This is a genomic window from Ruegeria sp. C9, from assembly GCF_056537585.1.
Genome location: NZ_JBQFRU010000001.1, coordinates 289,494 through 315,098, shown reverse-complemented (window position 1 = coordinate 315,098; position 25,605 = coordinate 289,494). Strand labels below are relative to the sequence as shown.

Annotated in this window: 17 protein-coding genes and 1 tRNA gene; 13 read left to right on the top strand and 5 right to left on the bottom strand. The window is 56.0% G+C overall.

What is annotated here, in order from left to right:
- Nucleotides 1–520: 520 nt before the first annotated feature.
- Nucleotides 521–605 (bottom strand) — tRNA-Leu (locus ACR0NE_RS01485).
- Between the two features lie 768 nt (nt 606–1,373).
- Between ACR0NE_RS01485 and ACR0NE_RS01480 the strand changes: the two genes are divergently transcribed.
- The 12 genes from ACR0NE_RS01480 to ACR0NE_RS01425 all read left to right on the top strand — a co-directional run bounded on the left by ACR0NE_RS01480 (nt 1,374) and on the right by ACR0NE_RS01425 (nt 17,080).
- Nucleotides 1,374–1,787, top strand: coding sequence for a hypothetical protein (locus tag ACR0NE_RS01480; protein ID WP_170393931.1), 414 nt, complete (start codon nt 1,374–1,376; stop codon nt 1,785–1,787).
- Nucleotides 1,788–1,789: 2 nt separating this feature from the next.
- Nucleotides 1,790–3,790, top strand: a complete 2,001-nt coding sequence (locus ACR0NE_RS01475; RefSeq protein WP_170596609.1) for a dynamin family protein — start codon at nt 1,790–1,792, stop codon at nt 3,788–3,790.
- 8 nt (nt 3,791–3,798) lie between these two features.
- Nucleotides 3,799–5,448, top strand: a complete 1,650-nt coding sequence (locus tag ACR0NE_RS01470) for a dynamin family protein (RefSeq protein WP_170596611.1) — start codon at nt 3,799–3,801, stop codon at nt 5,446–5,448.
- Between the two features lie 25 nt (nt 5,449–5,473).
- The gene (locus ACR0NE_RS01465) at nt 5,474–5,875 is read left to right on the top strand and encodes a hypothetical protein (protein WP_170393925.1); all 402 of its coding nucleotides are present in this window, start codon (nt 5,474–5,476) and stop codon (nt 5,873–5,875) included.
- A gap of 22 nt (nt 5,876–5,897) precedes the next feature.
- Nucleotides 5,898–6,761 carry a hypothetical protein gene (locus ACR0NE_RS01460; protein WP_170596613.1) on the top strand — a complete coding sequence of 288 codons (864 nt, stop codon included), beginning with the start codon at nt 5,898–5,900 and terminating at the stop codon, nt 6,759–6,761.
- 68 nt (nt 6,762–6,829) lie between these two features.
- A complete protein-coding gene (locus ACR0NE_RS01455) occupies nt 6,830–8,872 on the top strand; it encodes a dynamin family protein (RefSeq protein ID WP_170407302.1) in 2,043 nt (680 codons plus the stop codon).
- Nucleotides 8,869–10,158, top strand: coding sequence for a dynamin family protein (locus ACR0NE_RS01450; protein WP_170596615.1), 1,290 nt, complete (start codon nt 8,869–8,871; stop codon nt 10,156–10,158). The genes ACR0NE_RS01455 and ACR0NE_RS01450 overlap by 4 nt, the downstream gene beginning before the upstream one ends.
- A gap of 340 nt (nt 10,159–10,498) precedes the next feature.
- A complete protein-coding gene (locus tag ACR0NE_RS01445) occupies nt 10,499–12,682 on the top strand; it encodes a serine/threonine protein kinase (RefSeq protein ID WP_170596617.1) in 2,184 nt (727 codons plus the stop codon).
- A gap of 200 nt (nt 12,683–12,882) precedes the next feature.
- Nucleotides 12,883–13,866 (top strand): FHA domain-containing protein, encoded by a 984-nt coding sequence (locus ACR0NE_RS01440; protein ID WP_170422734.1) that lies wholly within the window; start codon nt 12,883–12,885, stop codon nt 13,864–13,866.
- On the top strand, nt 13,866–14,645 hold the full coding sequence (locus ACR0NE_RS01435) for a PP2C family protein-serine/threonine phosphatase (protein WP_170393913.1): 780 nt from the start codon (nt 13,866–13,868) through the stop codon (nt 14,643–14,645). The genes ACR0NE_RS01440 and ACR0NE_RS01435 overlap by 1 nt, the downstream gene beginning before the upstream one ends.
- Before the next feature lie 22 nt (nt 14,646–14,667).
- A complete protein-coding gene (locus ACR0NE_RS01430; protein WP_170596619.1) occupies nt 14,668–15,930 on the top strand; it encodes a transporter substrate-binding domain-containing protein in 1,263 nt (420 codons plus the stop codon).
- Between the two features lie 43 nt (nt 15,931–15,973).
- Nucleotides 15,974–17,080 (top strand): transporter substrate-binding domain-containing protein, encoded by a 1,107-nt coding sequence (locus ACR0NE_RS01425; RefSeq protein WP_170393909.1) that lies wholly within the window; start codon nt 15,974–15,976, stop codon nt 17,078–17,080.
- Nucleotides 17,081–17,464: 384 nt separating this feature from the next.
- Here ACR0NE_RS01425 and ACR0NE_RS01420 read toward each other — a convergent pair whose 3' ends face one another.
- The 4 genes from ACR0NE_RS01420 to ACR0NE_RS01405 form a co-directional block, all read right to left on the bottom strand.
- Nucleotides 17,465–19,678, bottom strand: coding sequence for an NADP-dependent isocitrate dehydrogenase (locus tag ACR0NE_RS01420; protein ID WP_170596621.1), 2,214 nt, complete (start codon nt 19,676–19,678; stop codon nt 17,465–17,467).
- A 210-nt stretch (nt 19,679–19,888) separates the two neighbouring features.
- Nucleotides 19,889–20,854, bottom strand: a complete 966-nt coding sequence (locus ACR0NE_RS01415; RefSeq protein WP_170596623.1) for a sensor histidine kinase — start codon at nt 20,852–20,854, stop codon at nt 19,889–19,891.
- On the bottom strand, nt 20,842–21,519 hold the full coding sequence (locus ACR0NE_RS01410) for a response regulator transcription factor (protein WP_170393903.1): 678 nt from the start codon (nt 21,517–21,519) through the stop codon (nt 20,842–20,844). Before ACR0NE_RS01410 ends, ACR0NE_RS01415 begins: the two co-directional genes overlap by 13 nt.
- Nucleotides 21,497–22,963, bottom strand: a complete 1,467-nt coding sequence (locus ACR0NE_RS01405) for a DUF4153 domain-containing protein (protein WP_170596625.1) — start codon at nt 22,961–22,963, stop codon at nt 21,497–21,499. Before ACR0NE_RS01405 ends, ACR0NE_RS01410 begins: the two co-directional genes overlap by 23 nt.
- Nucleotides 22,964–23,129: 166 nt before the next feature.
- Here ACR0NE_RS01405 and ACR0NE_RS01400 point away from each other — a divergent pair, with 166 nt between their 5' ends.
- Complete coding sequence (locus ACR0NE_RS01400; RefSeq protein WP_170596627.1) at nt 23,130–25,436, top strand: Tex family protein; 2,307 nt, start codon at nt 23,130–23,132, stop codon at nt 25,434–25,436.
- The last annotated feature ends 169 nt before the right edge of the window (nt 25,437–25,605 follow it).

The window sequence follows — 25,605 nt, the reverse complement described above, 5'->3', positions numbered from 1 at the left end:
CTGATTGCTGACCACGGCACACGCGGCTTAGTGCATCCCAGCACCTACACGCCCTACTGTCTGGACTTATACGAAGTGAACGGATGGTATCGTGAACTAAGTTGACCACTCCAGCTTGTAGCCGGTCCAGAAATGGGCCGGTTGTTTCATTGGGGGCCGCTTTCTAGCGGGGAATAGCGGGCAAAACCTGACCAGCAGGCAGGTTATGTGCGGGGCCTGGATCACCCGAGCTTTCCGTTATGCAGGAAAGGTCGAATAGCGGAAATAGCCAGAATAGCAGCCGGTCGTGATTGTTGGCGCGCGCCAGATTCGCGTTCAGCCTCAACTCCGCCCGTGCAATGACCTATCGTGGTCAAAGGGGGTCAAATCCTTGCGCGAGTCGGTGAAGGAGGGCAGGGGGGGTTCCGTAATCGCCTTAAATTAGTACTCCAACCATGCGCAACTAGTTGGGCTAAAGATGGGACTGCTCAACGAGGCCAATATCTAACGTATTGTTATTATTAGTTATTATGAAATATGTTGGTGCGGGTGGAGGGACTTGAACCCCCACGCCTTGCGGCGCCAGAACCTAAATCTGGTGCGTCTACCAATTTCGCCACACCCGCAACCCGATGCCGAAGCACCGCGACGACGCGCTGAATAGCAAAGCTTTTGAATGAGTGCGAGAGGTAAAATCAAGCGAGAGGGCAGTTTATTATCGTCTCGCTGGAAACAATCTTTTGCCCAAGTAAGTTTAACCAGAACTCGCATGTGCCAAATGTTAAAGAACGTGCCTCGGACAGTGAGAATGCAGTTTGGCCAGTCTTTCCAGCACGAACAGTGCTCAGGTGCTGGTTTTGGTCGTAATTTCACCTGTGTGAAGGCCCGTTTTCTGGTCCTTCTTTTTGTTTCCATTTAGCGAACATTTATCGCAATTTTTCTCTTTATCTTAAACTCGCATACGTTGAGTCGCTGAAAGATTACTTTGTGTGGGGCACATTTCAAAAAAGTGTAACTTGAGGTGAGTGGTTTCGTATCGAATTTCAATCAGGGGTTCCTTCGATCACAGAAATAGAAATTATTTCTATATATTTCAAAAAAGTAAGAAGCAGCATGTAAATCCTTGACGCCACGGAACCTCGGACTTTTTAACAAGCAATCAAAGCCATAAAAACTTGGGCAACTCTTCAACGTCGTGGCTTACACTCTCATAGGTTGAGGTTTTTCTATGAGACGCCATCATAATTGTGCCACATTTCAAACGCCAAAATATCCTATTCGCGTCAAAATAACACCGCGGTAATCGTAATTGATTGGGCGCAGGAGTTAATGAGTCTTTTTGCCTTCTGGCACCGTGCGAGTTTCTGCTCAACTCCAGAACAAGGGTCTCTGTCGTGACCAACCAGATCAAATCCGTTGCTTCCGAGCAAGACGCTGTCAGCCTTGCGCGTGAAAGCTTTATTGGCGAACTGAAAACCCTGAACCGTCAGCACCCTGGCACAGGATTCGGCGTCGCTCTTCGTACGCATTCGGGCAATCGCTACTTGCTGGCTAATGCCCGCATGCCGCTGCCTGCCAACAAAACAGATGATTTTCCGACCGGACGCCGTGTGGCTTGTTTGGAAAATGGTGAAGGCTTCAGTTCAATCGAAGTTCTGGCTGATTCTTTCGCATATGAATCGATTTCACCGCGAACCGAGGCCGCAATCCTCGGCAACGCGCTGGACCTGATCGCACGAATCGACACGCTTGCAAGCCTGCCTGACGGGGCAGGGAACCACATCGCTGCAACTGGTACCGGAGGCTGACCATGGCGCGTAACGACCACCTTCTGTCTGTCGGAAACGAGTCCCTGTCTGAGATGACAGAGGCAATGACCTCGTTGACGACACAGATCGACCAACTGACAGAGGTGGCGGATGCACGGTCTTCCGCACGGCTGGCTGCGCTCAAGACCAAAATGGAGAATTTTACCGCCAGTGTCACGATGGTGGGGCAGGTGAAGGCCGGCAAATCCTCTATCGTGAACATATTGGCCGGGCGGCCAAATCTTTTGCCTTCGGATGTGAACCCGTGGACCTCGGTGGTTACAACGCTGAACATCAACACCCGCACAGAAGGCGACACCCGTTCCAAATTCACATTCTTCGAGCAGGAAGAATGGGACAATCTGATGGTTGGCGGCGGTCGTCTGGGCGAGTTGGCCAATCGAGCCGGTGCCGATGATGAGATGGACGATATTCGCCGTCAAATCGGCGAGATGAAGGCCAAATCAGAAGAGCGGCTTGGGAAGCACTTTGACCTGATTCTCGGTCAGAGCCACCAGTATGATTATTTCGACGATGAACTGATTCAGCGGTATGTCTGCCTCGGGGATGAGGATGACCCGGATATCGACCCCAAGACGGGTCGTTTCGCCGATGTGACTAAATCGGCCGAGCTGTTCATGGATATCCCGCAATATCCGATCTCGCTCAAGCTCTGCGATACCCCAGGTGTGAACGATACCTTTATGGTGCGCGAACAAATCACCCTACGCAGCCTGCGTGGATCAGAGGTGTGTGTTGTTGTTTTGGCTGCCAGCCAGGCGCTGACTACGATGGACATGGCACTAATGCGGATCATCGCGCAGTTCGAGAACCGCCAGATCATCCTGTTCGTGAACCGCATCGATGAATTGTCAGACCCGGTCAATCAAGTGCCTGAGATACGTGATCGTATTCAAGACACACTGAAACAGAACAACATAGACGCCAACACCAGCGTTGTTTTTGGCAGCGCTCTGTGGGCCGAGGCTGCGCTAACCGGAAACCCGGACATTCTAACTGAGGAATCGCGCGAGGCGTTGAACACCTTCTATCTGGCGGCTGGATTTGGCGATCAGGCTGCATCGCTGGATAAGATCTGGGCGCTATCAGGATTGCCTGATCTGCTGCTCGCCATGAATGAGCGTATCGCTGAGGGTGCAGGAACGCGTCTTTTGGATCGCGTTCGCCATCGGGCGCGCAACATCGCCAGCCAGATCCGGGCTACTGCAGTGGCCAAGACGCTGTCAAACTCCGACGGTATCGTTCGGGATCTGGACGGTGCGTCGTCCGAAGAAGCGATCGCAAAGGTTTCGGCTGAGTACGAAAAGAAAGCCTCGGAACTGACAACCAAGCTTCGCGACAAGGTATTAGAGCGACTTGCGTCTGCGGAAGCAAATTTTGTCAAACGTGCGACGGATTCTCTGATCTCACATCTGGAACAGAATGGTGAGCAGGGTACATGGCAATATGATCCGGCAGGTCTGCGCACCTTGCAGAAGGCGGCATATTTCAGCTTTGCCCGATCCATGCGTAAGGATGCCGGTGCTCTGTATTCGGCTGCTGCAGCGGATGTCGAGGCACTGTATCAGAAGCTGCTGGGCAACCACTTGGGTGAATTCAACATCGAAGCCCCGATCGTGCCGCGTGTACCCCCGCCATTAGGGATTGGCCGCACAATCGCACTGGACCTGCAGAGCACATGGTGGCGACGTTGGTGGCAACGCCGCAAAGGGTTCGAAGCCTATGCCGCAGATTATACGCGACTGATCGCGTCCGAGGCAAACTCGATCACCAAAGACATCGAGGAAAACCAGATCGCCGCCGTACTAGAGAACGTGCGGGCCGCGCTGACAGACTTTATTGCCGAACAGAAAGACACGCTGCTCAGCATCTCGCAATCGCCTGAAAGGGCTGCGGCCCAGATGGCCGAGCAGAAGCCGCAGAAATCACGTGACGATATTCTGGGCGATATCCTGAAAGACCTTAGTAACGAAGCAGCATAAGAAGAGTTATGGTAAAAGAATCACAAACCCGCTTCGTCTCTCCCAAGGCTTGGAACCGCATCGAGCAGTGGTCCCGCCGCAAACCTGTGTTTGCGCTCATGGGGGAATTCAGTGCAGGCAAATCGACGTTGATGAATTTCCTGCTGCGCAAACAGGCACTGCCGACGCAGGTCACAGCCACGCAACTGCCGCCGATCTGGTTCAGTTGGGGCAATCGACCCGCCTATATCAAACGCCATGATGGTAGTACGCAGAATATCGAATTGGATCAGCTTGAACAGGTTGGTGTCAACGACGCGCAGTTCATTCGCATCTTCCTCGAAGCCGACATTCTTGAGGCGGTCGACCTGATCGACACACCCGGCATTTCGGACCCGAAGATTTCGACGGACGTCTGGCAACGCGCAGTTGGCCAGGCCAATGGTGTGTTGTGGTGCACGCACTCGACCCAAGCTTGGCGCGAGACTGAACGTGCCACTTGGGTTTCGCTGCCAGAACGTCTGCAGCACAAGTCGCTGCTATTGGTGACGCGCGCAGATGCCTTGAATCAGAAAGACCGTCAAAAGGTCTTACGCCGTGTAAATCGGGAAGCGGGTCATTTGTTCAATCGCACGATCCTGTTCTCGGCCCGTGATGCCATCATGGCCCGTGACAAAACCGGCGACGCCGAGCTGTGGTCACGCAGCGGCGGAGGCAAGATGGTCGACAGTTTCCTTGAGATCACTGAGCAGATCATGGACAGCCGTGCGGATATGCTGTCGCGCTATCAAATTGACAAATCCCTGTCAGACGCACCCAAAGTTCAGCCATCGCGGCCCGAGAAAACCTCTGGCGATGCACCGCTGAAACTTGTCACGCCGATGGAAGATGACTCTGCCGAGAATGATGTGGTTACAAGTTTCCCAGTACGCCCTGCCCGCGTGGAGCGTCGCACCGAGGAGTCCGGACAGGCGCGGATTGATGCAGAAGAAGCCGAGCGGATGCGCGCGAAAATGGCTACCGAAGCGGAGCCTGCTGATGAAGACTTACGTGCCTTGTTCTCTGACAAGACGGAAGATCCGCTGGATCTGAACCTCTTGGCAAATCCCATCACCGACGTGGACGAGTTTGATTTCATGGATGACGATGATGAGGAAGAGCAGGAAGATGCCGAACTGATCGTCTTGGGCGAAGAAGAGGACGAAGCGGAAGCAGTCGAAGCTGCGGACACCGAACAAGAGCCGTCGGAAGACGCCGAAGAATCATCAGATATCGAAGTATCGGTTTCGTCGATTACGGCCCTGTTGGCGGAACAGTCGGAAAACTCGGCAGACGAATATGAACCGGAGCCCGAATCGAATGCGCTGGCTCCAAACCGCGTCGTATCAATGGTGGGTGAAGCTGCTGCCGAAGAGATTGAAGATGCAGCCGATGACAAGGCAGATGATTTGGGCGATCGCCTCATAGAAACGCCACTCAGTGCTGCAGCAATGTGGGGTGAAATCGTGGCGCGTGAGAACCTGCCTGACGATGCAAATGGCCTGAAAAGCGCCTTTGCAGCATTCTTGTCCGAGTTTGACCAGATTGCGTTGGAACATGACGCTAAGCGGAATCAAGACATACCGCGCGCCGTTTCTGAGGCTCGCAAAAACGGCGGAGCGGAGTGGCATGCGATTTAGATTAAACCCGAAGGTGGGCATCTGAATGTCGATTGAATCTGCTCTGGCTTCGGCCATCGAAACCATACCCGACTGCATCGCAGCCGGGTATGTCGACATGGAGACCGGCATGTTATTGGGCGTCGACGCGTCGGACCAAGACAGCGCTGATGCGCTCGAAAATCTCGCACTTGCAGTAGCTAATCTGTTTCAGGGACGCGGTATGAAGGGATTCGAAGAACTCCTGCGTGCGGCAAAAATCGACGATACTGAACACCCCGGATTTGGGGAAATCGCGGTGTTCTCAAACGACCGGCTGCACATCTTTCTCAGGACAACAGAATATCCTGATCACGTGGTATGCTATATCTGCCGCGACAGCGCGAATGTCGGGCTGGCGCTTACGAAATCACATCTCAGCCTCGGGCCGGTGGCGGCCGCGGTGTAGACGGGACCAGAGGGGGTCACGCATGATGGATAGTGAAATACTGGATATGCTCGAAGGGATCGGGCGGACTTCGGTCGCGCGCTTATCGCCTGCAATCTACCTATCGGGTAGCAGCGCACTGTTACGCCGGAATGAGATGCTGGGGGCCATCCGGGGCACGATCTTGCCTCGGCGTTTGGAATTTACGGCGGCTGACGGGGCAACTTTGGCTATCGAAGTCAACAGCTCTCGGGTCACCGACGTGTTCCGCTGTGCTTCGGGCCCTGTCCCGGATTTTGAAACCGAAGCACGCGAAAAACTGATCGAACGACTGGCGCAATTGGTGTCGGAAATTGCAACGGCACCCGGCCCGCTTGAGTTGGTTTCTCTGCGCCCGGATACGGCGCTTGAGGCTGATGACGTAGGGGTTACCTTTTCGGAGGTCGAAGCGGCCTGCGCGCGGATTGAACTAACCGAAGAGCCGCGCATGGCCATCGTTTCCGACCAGACTTTAAAACCGGAAGCTCAGCCAGAAACTGCGTCACAAGGCGCCACCAGTATTGCCGGAAAATTCTTTGAGGGCGCGGATCGGTTCGCATTAGGTCGAATACTGATTGGGTCGACTGAAGACGAGATGCAATTTGACGGGTTGTGTGCGCAGGGCCAAGACGCACATCCGGACACGGATATATTGGCCCAATTCACCCGGGATCTGGCGGGATGGCAGGCCGATGGTTCCGATGCTTTAACTGATCCACAGCTGATCGTCATTCGCCCGACAGGTGGACAAGGCGCGGGTCTCGCCATCTTGTGCGACGGTCAGGAAACCGCCGCCGCCGTTCATGACGCCCGCAAGCTGGGCGCTGTCGTCAACCTATGGAAAACATTGAATAGCGCCGTTGAATAACCGCGTTCCTGCCAAATAGTGTCCACTTTGCAAAGTTAAACAAAATACGAGTTACCAGGGTAAATCTTATGAGTGAGTTAAACCGCCGCGAGCTTATTCGCATCGCAGAAGACATGAACGGGACGAGCAATGACGAAACGCGTCACTTCATCTCGCGCATCGTTGACGACTTGTCGAACCTCAAGCCTTCGATAGCATTCGTAGGTCAAATCAAGGCCGGAAAATCGCGTTTGATCAACGGTTTCACCGGGCATGCAGAATATCTACCCTCGGACGTGAACCCATGGACGACAGTGATCACCGACATGCATTTCGGTCATCCGTCCGGTCGGACGTCGGGCGCCGAGTTTCATTTCTTCGACAATCGCCAATGGCAGGCCCTGATCGCCGAAGGTGAAGAGTTGCGCAACATGTTCCCTGATGAAGAGGACAGCTACAAGCGCGAGATGATCGAAGAGCAGGTCGAGGCAATGAAAACCCGCGCCAAGCTACGCTTGGGCGAAAGCTATAAGCACCTGCTTGGCGAGCATCACGATCTGGATGAACTGACCTCGGATGACCTGGCGCGCTATGTCTGTGCCGGGGATGACCCGACAGATGAAGACCAGTATGACCCCGGTTCAGATCGGGGCCTTTACAGCGACATCACCCGTAAGGCCGAGGTCTATTTTGACATTGGCCATTTTCCGTATCCGGTGACAGTCACAGACACACCCGGTGTCAATGACCCGCTGCTGATCCGTGAAGAGATTTCGCGCCAGTATCTCAAGGAATCCGACTTTTTCGTCGTCGTGCTGTCTGCGCATCAGGCGTTGTCGCGGGCTGATCTGAAGCTATTCCGCCTGATGCAAGCGCTAGAGCTTGGTCAGATCGTGGTCTTCATCAACCGCGTGGACGAGTTGGGCGGTGGCGCCGAAGATGCCGGCAAGGTGCGCACTGACGTATTGGACGGGCTCGAACAGGCGCTTGGCAACTCGGAGATTGACGTTCTGATGGGCAGCGCCCAATGGGCCCATTATGCGCTGACCGGGGATGAAACCGGAATCGACCATGATCAAATATTGGCGTGGCTGAGGGCGCATCCCGAACAGATGAAGCAATATCTTGACGGCGTCGAAGAGATCAAACAAGGTCCCGGCCCCATCAGCCGCGAAGGTGTATTGCGATTTGCCGCGATGATCGCGTCGGGCTTGCCCGATCTGCGCCGTCATGTGACCAAAGCCCTGACCGAAGGACCGCGCCAAGAACAGCTTAATATTGCGTGGCAGCACCTCAACAGTTTTGCCCAAGGTGAGCTTGAGCGCAGCACTGCGCGGCTTCGTGCGATTGAAGAAAAGGATGGTCCCGACACAGCGGATGTCGAAGAAAACAACAAAACGCTTTCTGAGTTGCGCGCGCTAGTTGAAGATAAATCCAAGGCCATCACCAATGATATGGACGATGTATTGGCCAATTTGCGGGGCGTTATGGATGACACCGTCGCCGAGGCTGTCTCGATCGTTGTGCGCGGCCCTGATGGGCAATCGCCTTTGCTGGCCAAAGACGGAGATACCGAGCTGAACTTTACGCCTCTGCGTGAGCGGATGCGCGAGCTTGTCCAGGGCGCGACCCAGGTGGTGCGGCAGCGTATGCTTAGTGAGCTTTACGCAATCGATATGCAGACCAATGCTGCTTTGCGCGCCCTGCCCGGATGGCAGGAGCCCGTGGACAATCGCATGAATACCAGCGCGGTGCGTTGGTTCCGTCCGAATACAAGCGCGCTGACGCGTGGCATTACGGTTGAGTTGCGTGTGACATGGCTGTCGCGACTGATATCGCGTCGCAGTGTGTTGAACCGCGCCGAACGGATGATCGTTCAAGAGTTTGAGATGATCGGAGACGATCTTGTAGATACCGCCAGAAGCGACCTGATCGAACGGATGAAAACCGTTCTTGACCATTATATGGCGCTGCTGGCCGGGCATCTGGAACATCGCGCAGGCCCCGATGGGTCGAACGCGCGCGCCGAAGCGCAACGTGCGGTTGACCAAGCGCGGCGCATCAGCGATGAACTAGGGGCGGTGCACGGAACTGCACCCGTGGACACTCGACAGGCAGAGGCCGCAGAATGATTGAATTCCCCGGAACCGAGAAGGAAGTGCGCCAGCTAGAGCGTTTCCTGACCGCCACCGAAAATGCGCACTCATCGGCAGAGCTGGATGATATGCGCGCCCGCGCGCTGGCCCATGCCGAGCGGCTTTCGAACGCGGTTTCAATTGGATTTGCTGGGGAGTTTGGAGCCGGAAAGTCCAGCCTTGCCAACATGCTGGCGGGGGCAGACATTCTGCCCACCGGGCCGCAGCATCTGAAATTGCCCCTGGTGATCGTGGCCTATGCTGATACGCCTGAGACAACCGTTGGTTGGTGGGACAAGGAACCCAAAGTCTATTCGGGTATAGCGCTGGAAAAGGCAGCGGCGGACGAACCCGATTTCATCTCGGTCGGGTTGAACACCCCTGCCCTGCAGGAGATTTCGCTGTTTGATCTGCCCGGTGCCGGTGCACTGGATGATACCTACAAGCAGACTCTAAATTTGCTCGACTATGTGGATTGTGCGATCTGGTGCACCAACGGCACCAACGCCTGGCGTGAAACCGAACGCCATTTGTGGTCGCAGGTCCCCCAAAAGCTGCGCAATAACAGCTTGTTGGCTGTAACACATGCCGATTTGCCTCCGGTGCGGGATGCTCTGGATCGGGTAGTCGCACGCCTGAACAAGGAGAAGGGCGATTTGTTTCGCGCGGTTGTGACCATCGGCACCCCGGTAGCGGTACGGGCCATGGAACAAGAGCCTGAACCCGACTTTGCTTTGTGGGAAACCTGTGGCGGGCAGAACTTGGCAGAACAGGTTTTGCACATAGCCTCTGATCACCGTCGCCATGATCTTGAGGCCGCCCAAAAAGATCTGGCTGAAGAGTTTATGCCTTATCTGGAGAACCTTACTGGTGCGGCTTCGACAGATGGCGCTGAGGCCGACGGCAATACTGTGCAGGCAAGCCTAGAGGCCGCCCTGCCCCCCCTGGACAATCCGATCCTTGAAGACTGGCTTGCGGCCATCGCCAGCATTTACAACGATCTGCGTGAAAGCTCGGATATTGAACCGGCGGCCTTCCTGCAAAGCTGTCAGGAAATCGTCGAGGATTTTGCCGAAAGGTTAGAATCTGGTACCGAAATCGATCCCAAAGCAGACTGGGTTCCGGCCGAGTTTGAAAAGGCCACTGACCTGTTGCTGTTGCTGCAGTTTGAAACCGGGGACGCACCGCTGAAGGATGCAATAAGCATTCTCGCACAACTCAGCGACAATCTGGCTTGGGCGGGCAGCTCTGTTGCGTCGGCGCCCCCAAAAACCGGCACATAAGTTTTTCCCGCTTGAATTGAGCCGCATCGCAGCGATTCGAAGCGTTCGGAATCAGCGCGATATTGTTTCGAATTCGTGGACCAAGCGTCTATTTCGGCGGTATAGAATCCATTTCTTCCATCAGGCAAACACAACATATAGTGTAATGAAGGTTTGGACTGACTATATAGGCGATTTCGTTTTTTGTGATCCATAGTGAAGCCATCAGGCGGCCCCAATAAAGTCAAATTTGAAACGTCTAACCGTCTTAAGTGTCCTGCGGTTGTGTTTGGTTGTGAGTTCGCGGGCTGAAGCCCTGGTTATCTATGCCGCAATAAACGAGTAGAATGGGCGGGAAGAAATGAGCCACAACCAGGCGGTCGGCGCAACGCACGACGAACCTCAAATCGAAGGATTGCAGCCAGGCGCAAAGCTGCTGCGCGGACAGTATGAAATCCTCCGGTTCCTAAGCAACGGCGGGTTTGGGATCACCTATCTCGCGCGCGATAGTCTGGATCGCGATGTGGTCATCAAAGAATGCTATCCGGGGGCGCTCTGTCAGCGGAATGGTGATCTGGTCGAACCTGCCAACCCTGACCACAAAGAAGACCTGCGCTCCATTATCGACCTGTTCATTCAGGAAGCACGCAACCATGCGCGGCTGGTTCATCCCAACATCGTCGACGTGCATCAGGTGTTTGAGGACAACGACACCGCTTATATCGCGATGGACCTGATCCGCGGATGCGATCTTCTGGATTATGTCGAAAAACCCGAAAACAAGAGCGGACCGGACTTTATCGTTCAGGTCACCGAAAAAATGCTGTCTGCGGTGTCGTTCATTCACCAAAGCGGCATGCTACATCGCGATATTTCACCCGACAATATCCTGATCGATGAGAATGGCGAACCCATCCTGATCGACTTTGGCGCAGCACGCGAGCAGGCGGCACACAAGTCAGCGGCGCTATTGACGCTGCGCGTGATTAAGGACGGGTACTCGCCGCACGAATTTTATGTGCGTGGCGCGGATCAGGGCCCCAGCAGTGACCTCTATGTACTGGCTGCAACGCTGTATCATGCGATCAGCGGCGAGCGACCGATTGATGGCCAGACACGTTTGAATGCGTTCAACAACGGCCAAGACGATCCTTATGAACCGCTGACAGGGCGATTCAAAGGTTATCCTGACGGGTTCCTTGAGGCGATCGACAAAGCAATGGAAGTGCACGCCACTGACCGTGTGCAAACCGCATTGGACTGGCTGCGTATGTTCCGTGGTCCCGGTGTGATGTTCGACAGTTTCGCGTATCGCCCTGTTTCGGTCATTGTTGGCATGGATCGCAAAGACGAAGAGGCCGAAAAAGAACGGATCAAAGCCGAAAGCGAGAATGCGGAGGCCGTCGTGACCGCGCTGCTGGCCGGGAACTCTGATCTGGCCCTCGGGAACGAGGAAAAAACGGAAGACACTCTTGCTAAATTTGCACCTCAGGACGAGGCCGTTGCTGCAGTCGACACCGTTGTAAAAAGCGGCTCGGGCGGCAGTGGCAAGATGATCGCGGGTATCGCGATTGTATTGGCGGCTCTGGCCGGAGGTGGATACTTCGTAATGACGGGCGATCAGAAATCGCCCGAGGCAACTCCGGTGACTGCAGAGGCTCCGACTACTCCGGTGCCCGCAGAAACAGCTCCGGAACCCGTCGAGCAGACTGCCGAAGCCACAACAGAGCCGCAACAGGCCGAAGTCGCTTTGGCATCAGAACCAGAAGCGGCGCAGGAACAACCTGTCGAGCAGGCTAATGAGGTGCCGGAAGCCGCCATTGTGTCAGAGCAGCAACCCGAAGAAATCGCCTTGGTGGAACCTGAAGTAGTGGAACCTGAAGTGGCGGAACCTGCGGGTGAAGACATCACACCCATCGCACCTGCGACGCCGGTAAATCTAGCCGAAAACCAAGTCGCATTTGGGCACTGGGATATTGAGATTCCATTCACGATGTCCAAGCGTCGCAGCTCGACCGGGAGTGTCATTGCCATCAATGGATTGAACGCCGGTCAAGATAGGTCGGTGATCGGGGATTGGGTCGAACGGGGCGCTACGATTTTTACTCTGAATGGTGAACCTATTCGTCCGGACACAACGCTTGCATCGTATGTTCTAGATAACTTCTCGGTCGATCCAGACGGGTATATCCGTGTAGCAGCGCGCTATCGCAGTCTGGGCGAAACACGCGCGCAGAATGGATTGCTGGCCCTGCCCGCCTTCCGCAGTTTTGGCCTTCTGAACGGTTATTCGTTTGATGTGGCTCATGCGGGCGAGGCAGGTTGGCAAACCGTCGTCGCATCTGTTCCGGAAGAAGTTGCTGGCAGTTTGCAGCGGGGGGATGTGCTGCTGCGCGAAACACAGACTGGTGTCTCGATCAATGAGCCCGAGAGTCTGGACGGCATCCTTGCTCAACTTGTTTCCGACAACCAACCCGAGGCGCGCCTGAGCATACTGCGCAACGGAGCTGAAAGTACTGCGGTCATGCAACTAACGCAGGAGTGATCGCCCAGTTGATGTGACTATCGCCAGTTTCAGTGTGCTGGGGGTGCCGCCCATCGCGTCACCCCGTCGGGGACCAACCCGTCGCGACGTAAATGTTTCTCTGTTTCCTCTTCATCAGTGCCCTGCGCCTACGGCGAAGCGGTTTGTAGCAGTCCCGCGGGTGAAACCCCGCATCAGAAATCAAAGAAGGTGACGACACCATGTTCAAATACAAAAGCCCTCTGAGCCGGCTTCTAGAAGGTGCCGGAAAACCGAAAGAAGAAGATGCGGTGGAAACCGAAACCGAAACCGTTGCGGAAGCGGTCGAAACAGAAAGCGCTGCTCCGATTGCGGATTTCAACGCCCTGCGCGCGGCCCTTGCGGGTGGAAACGTTAGCTCGGACAGCTACGAGGAAGCAGACGAACTGATCCCCGAAGAACCGATGCCCGAGTTTACGGAAGACCAGATCGAAGATCAGGCGACCGAAGAAGAAGTGGCCGAGGTTCAAGAGGTCGAAGAAGATGAACAGATTGTCACGCTTCATCTGACTGCGGAAGACGAGGTTCAGGACGATGAACCCGAAGTCACCGTAGAAGAACCAGACGCCATCGAACCTGAAGTCGTATCTGAAGTTGCGGGCGAGGTGGAAATCGTCGCAGAACCCACACCGGAACCGGAGCCTGTTGATGTAACCCCGGAACCCGCCATGGTCGCACCCGCACCCGCACCCGCACCGGCTGAAGATCGGCGTTCTCGTGTGAAGACGACGTTTTTGGGTTTCGAGCGTGCAGACACGCATGTTCAGGAGCTGATGGAAACAGCTGAGCCCGTTGAAAAGACAGAAGCGGCCGAACAGACATTCCCGGTTGGCTGGCTGGTTGTGACCGCCGGACCGGGTCGGGGTGCCGCGATTACCTTGACCGAGGGATTGATGCAGATCGGTCGGAATGACGATCAGGCTATTCAGCTGGATTTCGGCGACACCGGGATCTCTCGCAGCAATCACGCCGTCATCGCTTATGACCCAGAGGACCGGAAATGCTATCTGGGCCATGGCGGCAAGGCCAACTTGGTGCGCCTGAATGGCAAGCCTGTGCTCAGCACCATAGCCTTGTCCAGCGGCGATCTGATCCGGATCAGCGAAACCTCGATCCGCTTCACCGCTTTCTGTGATGACGGCTTTGACTGGCGGGATGCCGATTAATGCTGGCGACTCCTGCATATGATATTGCCCTGATCCTGGACCAGGGTCAGCGCGACTCGCAGGAAGACGCGATTGCTGCGCGGGTCTCTGACGCGGCAGACGCGGGTTATGTCGTGATTGCCGACGGTATGGGCGGCCATGAAGCGGGCGAAGTTGCTTCGCAGTTGGTCATTTCAGCCTGGCGCGATGCGATGGATGCCCAGTTGGATGGGCCCGACCTTGCTGAGAGCGCACTGCTCGACGCTCTGCCGTTGGCCGCGATGCAGGCCAACGCCGCTATGGCGAGCCATAGTGAGGAAAACGAGGTCAATCTGGGCTCCACCCTTCTGGGCATGTTGATGCTGGATCAACGCGTATTCTGGATCTCGATCGGTGACAGTCCACTTTACCTGTTCCGCAATGATGCCCTGTCACAGGTCAACGAAGATCACTCGATGGCCCCGGTGATCGACGAACAGCTCGCACAAGGATTACTGAGCGCGGAAGAGGCGCAGGGCCATCCGGATCGTAACCAACTGACTTCGGTGATCATGGGGGCTGCGATCCCAAAAGTGGATTGTCCGGAACAACCATTGGCGCTGATTGCGGCAGATGTACTGATCCTTGGCAGTGATGGCCTGCAATATCTCGGCAATTCCGAGATCGAAACGCTGGTGCGCACGCATATTCATTCCCCGGCTCGCGATATTGCTGATGCGCTGCTTCAAGCACTGCATGCAAAGGCAGACCCGGATCAGGACAACATTTCAATCGCCGTGGTCAAACCGGCACAGACTTAGACAGGCAGTGAAACAGGACAAAATGCGAAACCATCTTATCATATCCACCCTCGCTCTTGCTGCTGCAACAGGTGCAGCATCGGCGCAAGAGGCGTGTTCGACTTATGAAATCCAGCCCGGTGACAGCTTGCGGGAACTGGCAATTGCCGTCTACGCGACGGAAGATTACCGGGTCATCTATGATGCGAACCGGGAAACGATCGGGTCGAACCCCAATATCATTCGCGTCGGTGATGTCCTGACTTTCCCTTGTCTTGAAGATATCGGGCGCGCGGCGCAACTGCCGGATACCGAAGCTGGCCGCATGGCTGCGGAAATGGCCTCGGAACTGGTCAAAGCTGCCGAGGAACGGGCTGAAAAAGCCATTGCCGAGGCCGAAGCCCGCGTGGCCGCTGCAGAGGCCGAAGCTAAAAAGACCAGCGAAGAAGCCGTAGTCGCGGCCAAGGCTGCGGCCAAGAAAGAGATCGAAGCAGCGCGTGCGGAAGGTGCCGCATTGATCCGCAACGCGGATGGTGGCGAAAGCCCTGAAATTCGTGACCGTCAGATTTTGTTGATCACGGGTGGTAACTACGCCCCGTTTACGGATGAAGCGCTGCCAAATCGTGGGCTTTATACCAACCTGGTTGAAACCGCGATGCTGCGGGCCGCGCCCGAGCAGTCCTACAAGATTCAGTTCGTTAATGACTGGTCGTCGCATCTGGACCTATTGATGCCGACTCTCGCCTTTGACGCCACATTCCCTTGGTCGCGGCCGAACTGTGAACAAGCCGCTACGTTGTCGGAAAATGATCGTTCACGGTGCGAAACCTATAATTTCTCAAACCCATTCTACGAGGTCGTTGATACGTTCTTCGCAAAAAGCGGTTCGGGTTACGAAGAGACTCTGACTTATGCAGATTTCGCGGGCACAACGATTTGTAGGCCGGAAGGTTGGTCACTGTCGCATATGGATGCAGTTGGTCTTTACGAGCCTGCAATCACTTTGATGCGCCCCGTTTCACCCGATGATTGTTTTCGCGCAGTCATGGATGGCACAGCCGATATTGTCGCGATCGAAGCGCATCTGGCGGTCGAAGCAATCGGGCGTCTGGGCTACGAACATCAGATCATCGAAAACCCCAACCTAGCGGCAATCAAGTCGCTTAACGTCATGACCCACAAAGATAATCCGGATGGGGAAGCGATCCTTGAGACGCTCAACCAGGGTCTGGCGATCATGCAGCAATCAGGCGAGTGGCGCGACATCGTATCTACCGCACTGCGCTATCAAATGGAAAATGGCTAAGGCCTTGATTGGCCCAACGAAACAAAGTCTGGAGGAAGTGGACATGTTTAACAAGAAATTGAAGAAAGCAGTACTGTCGGCATCAGCCTTCACCGCCCTGAGCGCAGGTGCAGCCGCCGCTCAAGAGGCCTGCTCCAACTATACGGTTCAGGATGGTGACACATTGGCGACCATCGCCATTGCCGCCTACGGCACCTCAAACTATCAGCCGATCTTTAACGCTAACCGCAATGCAATCACCAATCCCGGTTCGCTAACGCCCGGTCTGGTACTGGCGCTGCCCTGTGAGGATGGCAGCCTGCCCAACGGTCAGAGCGCGCAAGAACTGATCGCGGCAGAAGAACAACGTGCTGCAAGCGTCAAGCGCTCGAATGTCTACGCGCCTCCGATCAAGATGGTCGCTGGCAACGGTTGGGAACCGTTCACTACTGAAGATCTGAGCGGCGGTGGCATCATGACCCGTCTGGCGACGACAAGCCTTCAGCGTGCTGGTAACAGCCGCGATTTCTCGGTCAGCTTTGTAGATGACTGGAGTTCGCATCTGGACACACTGTTGCCACTGGGTGCGTTTGATATTTCGATCGCGTGGACTGTACCGGATTGTACCAACCGCTCATATGAGTGGTCTGCAGAGACCGAAGCCCGGTGTACCCAATTTGTCGCTTCTGTTCCGGTATATGACATTGTCGGAGGTTTCTTCACTTTGCCTGAAAGCGAATACGCAAAGGCGACAGATTTCTCCGACCTTGAGGGCTCGACCGTTTGCCGCATGGCAGGCTGGAGCATGGTGGTGCTGGAAGAACAAGGGCTGAACCGCGAGAACACAACCGTGGTCCAACCCAATTCGGCTCGCGAATGTCTCGATGCCGTATTGACCGGTACGGCAGACGTGGCTGCATTCGAAGTCGATCTGTTTGCCTCGACAATGAAAGACATGGGTTTGACCTCGGCGGACATTGTTGAGAACCCGTATGTCTCGACACTGTCTTCGATGAGCTTCCTTGCACACCGCACCAATCCATTCGCGCGCGAGTACATCGCGATGATGAACAAGGGTTTGATCGAGATGCGCGAATCCGGCGAATGGTACGCGATTATTTCCGACACGCTGCGCGAACAAAATGAAAAGCTGAACGCAGCATCAAACTAATCCCTCGGTCGTTATGACCTTTCTTTGGGGCCGGTCTTCGGACTGGCCCTTTTTTTGTCGGTGGGTCAGTATCTTCAATGACAACGGCAAAGCCAACTGACTAGGCCTCAGACGTGGCGCAGTCAGCATTTGGTCTTATTTGCGCATACATAATGATTATTTTTATCCTTAATCGCTCATAAAAGGCGGCCGTCTACGGGAATCCCCGAATATTCAGCGTGAACGATAAGCGTAGGATGAACTCAACTGCACCGGTGAGGCGTAAGCCCCGCCACTCACTCAGAAAGAGGCTGGCTATGGGGGCTGGCCTTTTTCTTTTTCAGGGCACGAAAAAACCGGCCCTCTTCGGACCGGTTTCTCTTTAGGCGTTTATGCAACCCTGGCTTATCCGATGATCGCATTCAGGGTTGCACTTGGCCGCATCACCGCAGCCGCTTTGGCCGGATCAGTGTGGTAGTATCCACCCAGATCGGCGGGTGCGCCCTGCGCTGCCGCCAACTCGGACAAAATCTGTTCTTCTTTGTCCGCCAACTCTTTCGCGAGCGGTGCAAACTCGGCGGCAAGCCCAGCATCATCGGATTGCCCCGCCAAAGCTTCGGCCCAGTAACGAGCGAACCAGTAGTGGCTATCGCGGTTATCCGGCTGGCCGACTTTGCGGCTGGGTGACTTGTTGTTATCCAAAATTCCTTGCGTGGCAGCCTCGGCAGCGGCTCCCAGGACGCCCGCTTTGGCGTTGCCCTTGCTGTCAGCAAGGAAGTTCAGGGATTCTCCGAGCGCACAGAATTCACCCATGGAGTCCCAGCGCAAGTGGTTTTCTTCAACCAGTTGCTGAACATGTTTCGGCGCCGAACCACCTGCACCGGTTTCGAACAGACCGCCGCCATTCATCAGTTTAACGATTGATAGCATCTTGGCCGACGTCCCCAGTTCGAGGATCGGGAACAAGTCGGTCAGATAATCCCGCAATACGTTACCGGTGATGGCGATGCTGTCCTTGCCCGCCGTGATAGTTTCCAGCGACTGGCGGGTTGCTTCACGCGGGGCCATAGTCAAGAACTTGTCGGCCACGCCTGCAGCTTCAAGCGCTGGTTTGACATACTTGATCAGCTCGGCGTCATGTGCGCGGTTGGCATCCAGCCAAAAGATCGCCTCGGACCCGGTCAGGCGCTGACGGTCCATCGCCAGCTGGATCCAGTTCTCGATCGGGGCCTTCTTGACGGTGCAGGCGCGCCAGATGTCGCCCTTTTCGACGTCATGGGAATGCAGCGTTTCGCCATTGGCCAGAACGATACGGATTGTACCATCTGCGGGCGCTTCAAACGTCGTCGGGTGCGAGCCGTACTCCTCGGCCTTCTGCGCCATCAATCCAACGTTGGCGACGGCTCCTGCGGTGGCTGGGTTCAGTGCACCATTGGCTTTGAAGAAATTGATGGCCTCATCATACACCGGTGCATAGCAACGGTCAGGGATCACACAGTTAGTATCGCCCTTGGCGCCGGTTTCGTCCCAACCCTTGCCGCCAGCACGGATCACTGCGGGCATCGAGGCGTCGATGATAACATCAGACGGGACATGCAGGTTGGTGATGCCACGGTCCGAGTCCACCATATACATCGACGGACGATCCCCTTCGATCGCATTGATTGCGGCGACGATGTCTGCGTTGCCCTGAACCCGCTCAAGCAGGTCCCCCAGACCCGAGTTCGGGTTTACACCCAGTGCGTCCAGCTCTGCACCGAATTTTTCGAACACGGGGGCAAGCCAGGCCTTGACTGCATAGCCGAAGATAATCGGGTCACTGACCTTCATCATCGTCGCCTTCATGTGCAACGAGAACATGGTGCCGTCTTTCTTGGTGTCCTCAATGGCTTCGGTCAGGAACGACGACAGCGCCTTGACCGACATGAATGTTGCGTCGGCCACAGTTCCTTCGGCCAGTGGCCAAGCGTCTTTCAGAACCGTAACGCTGCCATCTTTGCCCACAAACTCAATTTTGGCATCGCCGGCTTGCGCCGCAGTGATCGTTGCCGATTTCTCATTGGCGTAAAAATCATTGCCCGGCATCGAAGACACTTTGGTCTTGCTGTCCGCGCTCCACTCTCCCATCGAATGAGGGTTCTTCTGGGCATAATTCTTCACAGCGCGCGCTGCGCGGCGATCGCTGTTGCCTTCGCGGAGGACCGGGTTCACGGCCGAACCCTTGATGGCGTCATAACGCGCACGGATCGCCTTTTCGTCGTCCGTCGAAGGCTCTTCGGGGTAGTTCGGAATGTCATAACCCTGTGATTGCAGCTCTTCGATGGCTGCCACCAGCTGGGGCACCGACGCCGAGATGTTGGGCAGTTTAATGACATTTGCGTCCGGTGTTTTCACCAGCTCACCTAAAGCAGCCAGATCATCAGTAATACGCTGTTCGTCTGTCAGCTTTTCGGGGAAGGTCGCGATAATACGCCCGGCCAGCGAAATGTCTTTGGTTCCGACGCTGACACCGGCTGCTGACGCAAACTTGCGGATAATGGGCAGGAACGAGGCGCTCGCCAGCTCGGGCGCTTCGTCTACAATGGTATACAATACGTCGAAGTTCGATTTTTCTGCCATATTCCCTTACCTTTTTTAAGCCTTTCAGGGGCGCGCGATCCAAGAGCATGTGCCGCCGTGACATAGGCACCAATCCCAAAGGGGACATGACGGCCCCACGGGTGACTCTGATTTGACAGGGCCTCCCTTAAATGAGGATTGGCTTGGGATCAATCGTATTGAGCGGCGCAAATTGACACGGGTCGAATTAGTTTGGGCTGTTGAGTGATATCACGCACCCGGAAACACCAACTCAAATCGCGCACCGGTCTTGGAAGGCACCAGCAAAATCCGCCCGCCATGTGCCCCCAACAGGTTTGTAACGATGGTCAGGCCCATCCCGGTCCCTCCCTTCTCGCGCGCGGTTGTGAAGAATGGGTTGAAGATGCGGACCCGATTACCGTCGGATATGCCGGAACCATCGTCTTGGACAACCAATCGACCGAGTTCTGCGTGCAGGACCACCTGCCTTGCCCCGTGACGGCATGCATTGTCCAGAAGATGTTGCAGGGCAATTTTCAGGCCAGAGGCTGCAAGGTTCAATGCCTGATCGCCGCCTTCTATGCTGATGTCCAGTTCGGGAAACGAAGCGCGCAACTGATCGGCAAGATCGTTCAGGCTTGCCTCCCCATGATGTTCCGGCACTCGTGCCTGTGCAACCGTGTTAAGAGCGCTGAGCTGCGTTTGCATCTGATCGCTTGCGCCCAATATCTGTTGCAGCAATGCGTGATCCTGGTCCGAGAGCGTTTCGGCCTCGGCCAACAACTCTCCTGCCGCACGGATCGCGGTGACAGGGGTTTTCAACTCATGCGTGACATGATCTGCAAAGACGCGGATCGAAGCTTCGCGCCGTTGCAGCGTATCCGCCATGCTCAGAACCGAACCGGCGAGGCGGGACAGTTCTTGTGTGCCGTAGTGATCGGGCGGCTCGGCGCGTTGCCCTTGTTCAATGGCCCCTGAATAGGTCGCCAGCGACGTTATGGGGCGGAGCAGAAGCCGAACCATAAGGTATCCGACTACTCCGGTCGCACATCCGATCACGATCGCCAGCAAGCCCGCAGCGTTTCGAAACCCGATCTCAGGTCCAAGATACCGCAGCGCGATCAGACCCAGCAGAGACAGGGCGAGCGTACCCGCGAGACCTCCGCCAAGAACAAAACCCAGCGAAGGGCGCCATTTGCGTCTCAGCCCGGCCATGCACCCATCCGCAATCCGATCCCATGCACGGTTTCGATGGCACCGGCCCAGCCCTGATCCCCCAACTTGCGTCGTAAGTTCCGCAAATGACTATCCAGTGTCCTATCCGAGACCGGACTGCCTGCGCCATAAATCGCATCAACCAATTGTGGTCGCGAGACGATGGCGGCGGGCGTTTGCATCAGGCGACGCAAAATCGACAGCTCGGTTGCGGTTAAGGCAAGCGCATTGCCGTCGACCCGAACCAAATGCGCCGACACATCCATTTCAACCGGGCCATGCCGCAGGAGAAGCTCTGCAGCACCCGGTTTGCTGCGTTTCAGGATGGCTTTGATCCGTGCAACCAACTCACGGGGGCTGAAAGGTTTGGTCACGTAATCATCCGCTCCCAACTCGAGGCCCAAAATGCGATCAATCTCGTCATCACGCGCGGTCAGGAACAAGATTGGTACGTCCGAGCGTGCCCGCAAGCGGCGACAAACCTCAAGCCCATCGATCTCAGGCAGGCCGACATCCAGCACGACAAGATCAGGCGCTTCCCGCATCGCGTGGGTTAGAGCCATTTGGCCATCGCGGGCGGTAACCGTTTGGTAGCCCGCGCGCTCAAGCGTGATCGAGACCAGCTCTCGCAGGCGTGGATCATCATCCACGACGAGGATTTTCATCTACCTTCTCCGGCATGGGTTCGACGGCCAGATTACGGATCACCCGATCTGCGCGAAAGCCCCAATTCCTCCAATTGTCGACGACCGGAGGGGTTACGCAATTGCGTACCCGTTTGTCCTTCAGCAACTCTGCCGCCGCCATCTCATTGAGCTGACATGCGTAGTAGGCATCAAACCGTATCGGATTTTCCAGATTCCAACGGGCGATTAAGGCTGAAAAATTCACGAAGCAGCATGCATAGAGCACGCCAATCCCCAGGATCGCAGATCGCAGCAATAACCAACGGTTCGATTTACCCAGCAAAATTTGCCAACCGGTCAGACACAAGCCCACAGCAACCAGCGCCATCCATATTGCCGCATGAACACGCAAATAGGTCAGCCCGTAGAAATCAACGTAAAGCGACAGGCGCATCAGCGATGAGATCACCAGCAGTACATTCTGCGCCAGCCACAGCATCATCCATCTTGTCAGCCCCTGCCGCTCGTTCAGATAGGGTCGCGCGGCCAAGGCAAATGCGCCCGCCAGCAAAGCTGTGACCAAGAGTGGGTATGCCCCGCGATGAGCATATTCAGCATAGGTCATCCCCTCGGGCAACTTGGCGCTGCCCCAGAGATAAACCATGTCCATCCCCGTTTGCACCGCCAGCAGCAAGTTGAACACGATTAGCGCATTGGCAACGGATTGGGCATTCAAGCCAAAGGCAGGCAATGGGCGCTTGCGTCCGGGGCCAAATCGGGGGGCAAGCAAGTCAGGCCGCAGGGTGACCGCAAGAAAGGGCCAGATCGTGATTGCCGCCCCGATCCAGAATAGCAGTCGGTCGAACCGCAGATCAAATCGCCAAATCCGATCGATCCAATCAGACAAGACCGGATTGGCCGCAACCATCAGCGAAGCAAGGATCAGTGCGCCTCCGATCGGGAAACTCCAGTTGCGCAGTGCACGAAGGGCAACCCCGTCAATGCGGGAAACCGAATGACCTTTCTGAACCGCCTCTATCCCGTGTCTGAGCGCCAATATTGGAAACAGAGACAGAAACCGGCGAACCGAAGCGACATCATGATTGCCCAGCACGGCCCAACACAGCGCAATGGTCGATCCACCTAACAAGAAAGCTACGGACAGGGCTTGAACATATTCCACCACCGGAAGAATGCTAAGCAGCAAAAGAAGGGCTGGCCCGACAAGTCCACCACGGCGGCGCAGCAAGGCAAACACGACAGCGGAAACCGCCAACATAAAGAGCGCGATTGAAAGGCCAGGAGAATGGTCGAAAAACAGAAAATCGGCGAGCGCAACCAGAAACACCAAACCCAAGAAAGCATGGCGATTGCCGGGTTCCGCTAAGCCATCGGCTCGGTTTGTGCCTCGATCAGGGGTGTCCAGCCACCAACTATCTTGTAAAACTGATGCCGGTACGCCGCGCACGATGAACTGTCCCATTTAACTGCTCCTTGTTTGTGTTGGTTCTGTCTGGCCTAGGCAGGTGCAGATCACCGCGTAAGGGTCGTGCATTTTTTGTGCAGAGGTGCTTTTAGCAGCGCAGCCTCTTCCCCTTGCGCGTGCCGGTGGCTAAGACGATCTTCCAACCGCAAGTCAGGAGGCCCCTTTGGACCGTATCACCCGCACCATCGCCACCGAGATTAACGCCCGCGCGGAACAGGTTGGGGCCGCGGTCAGGTTGTTGGATGAAGGTGCGACCGTGCCCTTTGTCGCCCGTTATCGGAAGGAAGTGACCGGCGGGCTGGATGATACCCAATTGCGCACCCTTTCCGACCGACTGAATTATCTGCGTGAGCTTGAGGCCCGGCGCGAGGCGATTCTGTCCTCGATCAAGGATCAGGGGAAACTGACGGACGATCTGGTGAAATCGATCGCCCAAGCCGAAACCAAGGCGCAGTTGGAAGACATTTATCTGCCGTACAAGCCCAAACGCCGGACCAAGGCGATGATTGCACGCGAGAATGGTCTGGAGGCGCTGGCCGATGCGATTCTGTCGGACCGGTTGGCCGAACCAGAAGGGCTGGCTGAGGGGTATCTGATTGAGGCTGTCCCCACGACCAAAGACGCGCTGAATGGTGCACGGGACATCATCACAGAGCGGCTTACCGAAAACGCTGCTTTGTTGGGAGAGCTACGTAACTTCATGCAGCGTGAGGCGTTGCTGAGCGCGAATGTTGTCGAGGGTAAAGAACAAGCAGGGGCCAAGTTCAGCGATTACTTTGATCATTCCGAGCTTTGGTCGAAAACCCCGTCGCATCGAGCGCTGGCAATGTTGCGCGCCTCGAAGGAAGGGATCGTAACGCTAGACATTGCTCCCGAACCCGAAGCGGGCGCCGCGCGGGCCGAGGCCATGGTTGCGGCTCATCTGAACACGCGGGGCGATGCGCCGGGTGACAAATGGCTGCGCAAGGTTGCGGGCTGGACATGGCGGGTCAAGCTGTCGCTGTCGATGATGGTCGAACTGATGGCCGACCTGCGCAGCCGCGCACAAGACGAGGCAATTCAAGTGTTTTCGCGCAACCTAAAGGAACTGCTATTCGCTGCTCCGGCGGGGGCACGTCCGACGCTTGGGTTGGATCCTGGCATTCGCACCGGGGTCAAAGCCGCCGTGGTGGATGCAACCGGTAAGGTGGTTGCAACGGATACGCTATATCCGTTTCAGCCCAAGAATGATCTGCGTGGTGCACAAGCGGCAATCCTGAATCTTATCGCTACACATAAAATCGAGCTTATTGCCATCGGCAACGGCACAGCCAGCCGCGAGACTGAGCGTTTGGTGGCCGATACGCTGTCGCTTCTGCCCAAGACTGTCAAAGCACCGACCAAGGTCGTCGTTTCCGAGGCTGGAGCCTCGGTCTACTCGGCATCCGAGCTTGCCGCACGCGAATTTCCCGAGCTCGACGTCTCACTACGTGGAGCGGTCTCGATTGCCCGCCGGCTACAAGATCCCTTGGCTGAACTGGTCAAGATTGAACCCAAGAGCATCGGCGTCGGTCAGTATCAGCACGATGTTGATCAGCACCGCTTGTCACAGTCACTGGAGTCGGTGATCGAAGATGTGGTGAACGCTGTGGGCGTGGATCTGAATACAGCTTCAGCCCCCTTGCTTTCGCACGTCTCGGGTCTGGGACCGGGATTGGCCGAGGCGATCGTCACGCACCGAGATATTCATGGTGCCTTTGCGTCTCGCAAGGATTTGCTAAAGGTGGCGCGTCTTGGTCCACGCGCCTTCGAGCAGTGTGCAGGTTTCCTGCGAATTCGCGACGGTTCAGAGCCTCTGGACGCCTCCTCGGTTCACCCCGAGGCTTACGATGTCGCCCGTCGGGTAGTGGCAGCATGTGGGCGCGACATTCGCCAAATCATGGGGCATGAAGGCGCGCTGAAAGACCTGCGCGCCGAGCAGTTTTTGAGTGACACCTTCGGCTTGCCAACGGTTCGCGACATTTTCACCGAATTGGAGAAGCCCGGCCGAGACCCGCGACCCAGTTTCAAAACGGCGTCGTTTACGGACGGGGTTGAGGAAATCACGGACCTGAAGCCCGGCATGGTGCTGGAGGGTACCGTCACCAACGTCGCCGCCTTCGGCGCGTTTGTCGACATTGGCGTGCATCAGGACGGGTTGGTTCATGTCAGCCAACTGGCCGATCGGTTCGTGAAGGACCCGCATGAGGTGGTCAAAACCGGGCAAGTTGTCAAAGTGACGGTGGTCGAAGTCGACGTTCCACGTAAGCGCATTGGGCTGTCCATGCGCAAGGACGGTGGTGCTTCGGCACGCGAGGGCAATGCACTCCGTGGCAAGGGCAAACCGGCACGAACACCCAAGCCAGGGGAACAGCGGCGCAGCCATGGGGGTCAGAGCACCCAGAACGGGGCCTTTGGTGACGCTCTTAGAGACGCCTTCAATAAACGTTAGGCGGCAACCCTGTCATAGGGCTAAATACGAGGCGTGTTTCTGCATGACCTACATTCACCTAAGCCCCGGCAGACAGAAAGAAAAGCAGGGCGCTAACATTCGGGTGTTGCAACTCGGACCATGATCTGGATGATGCTGGCCCATGATGGCCGAAAAATTCGGCCAACCG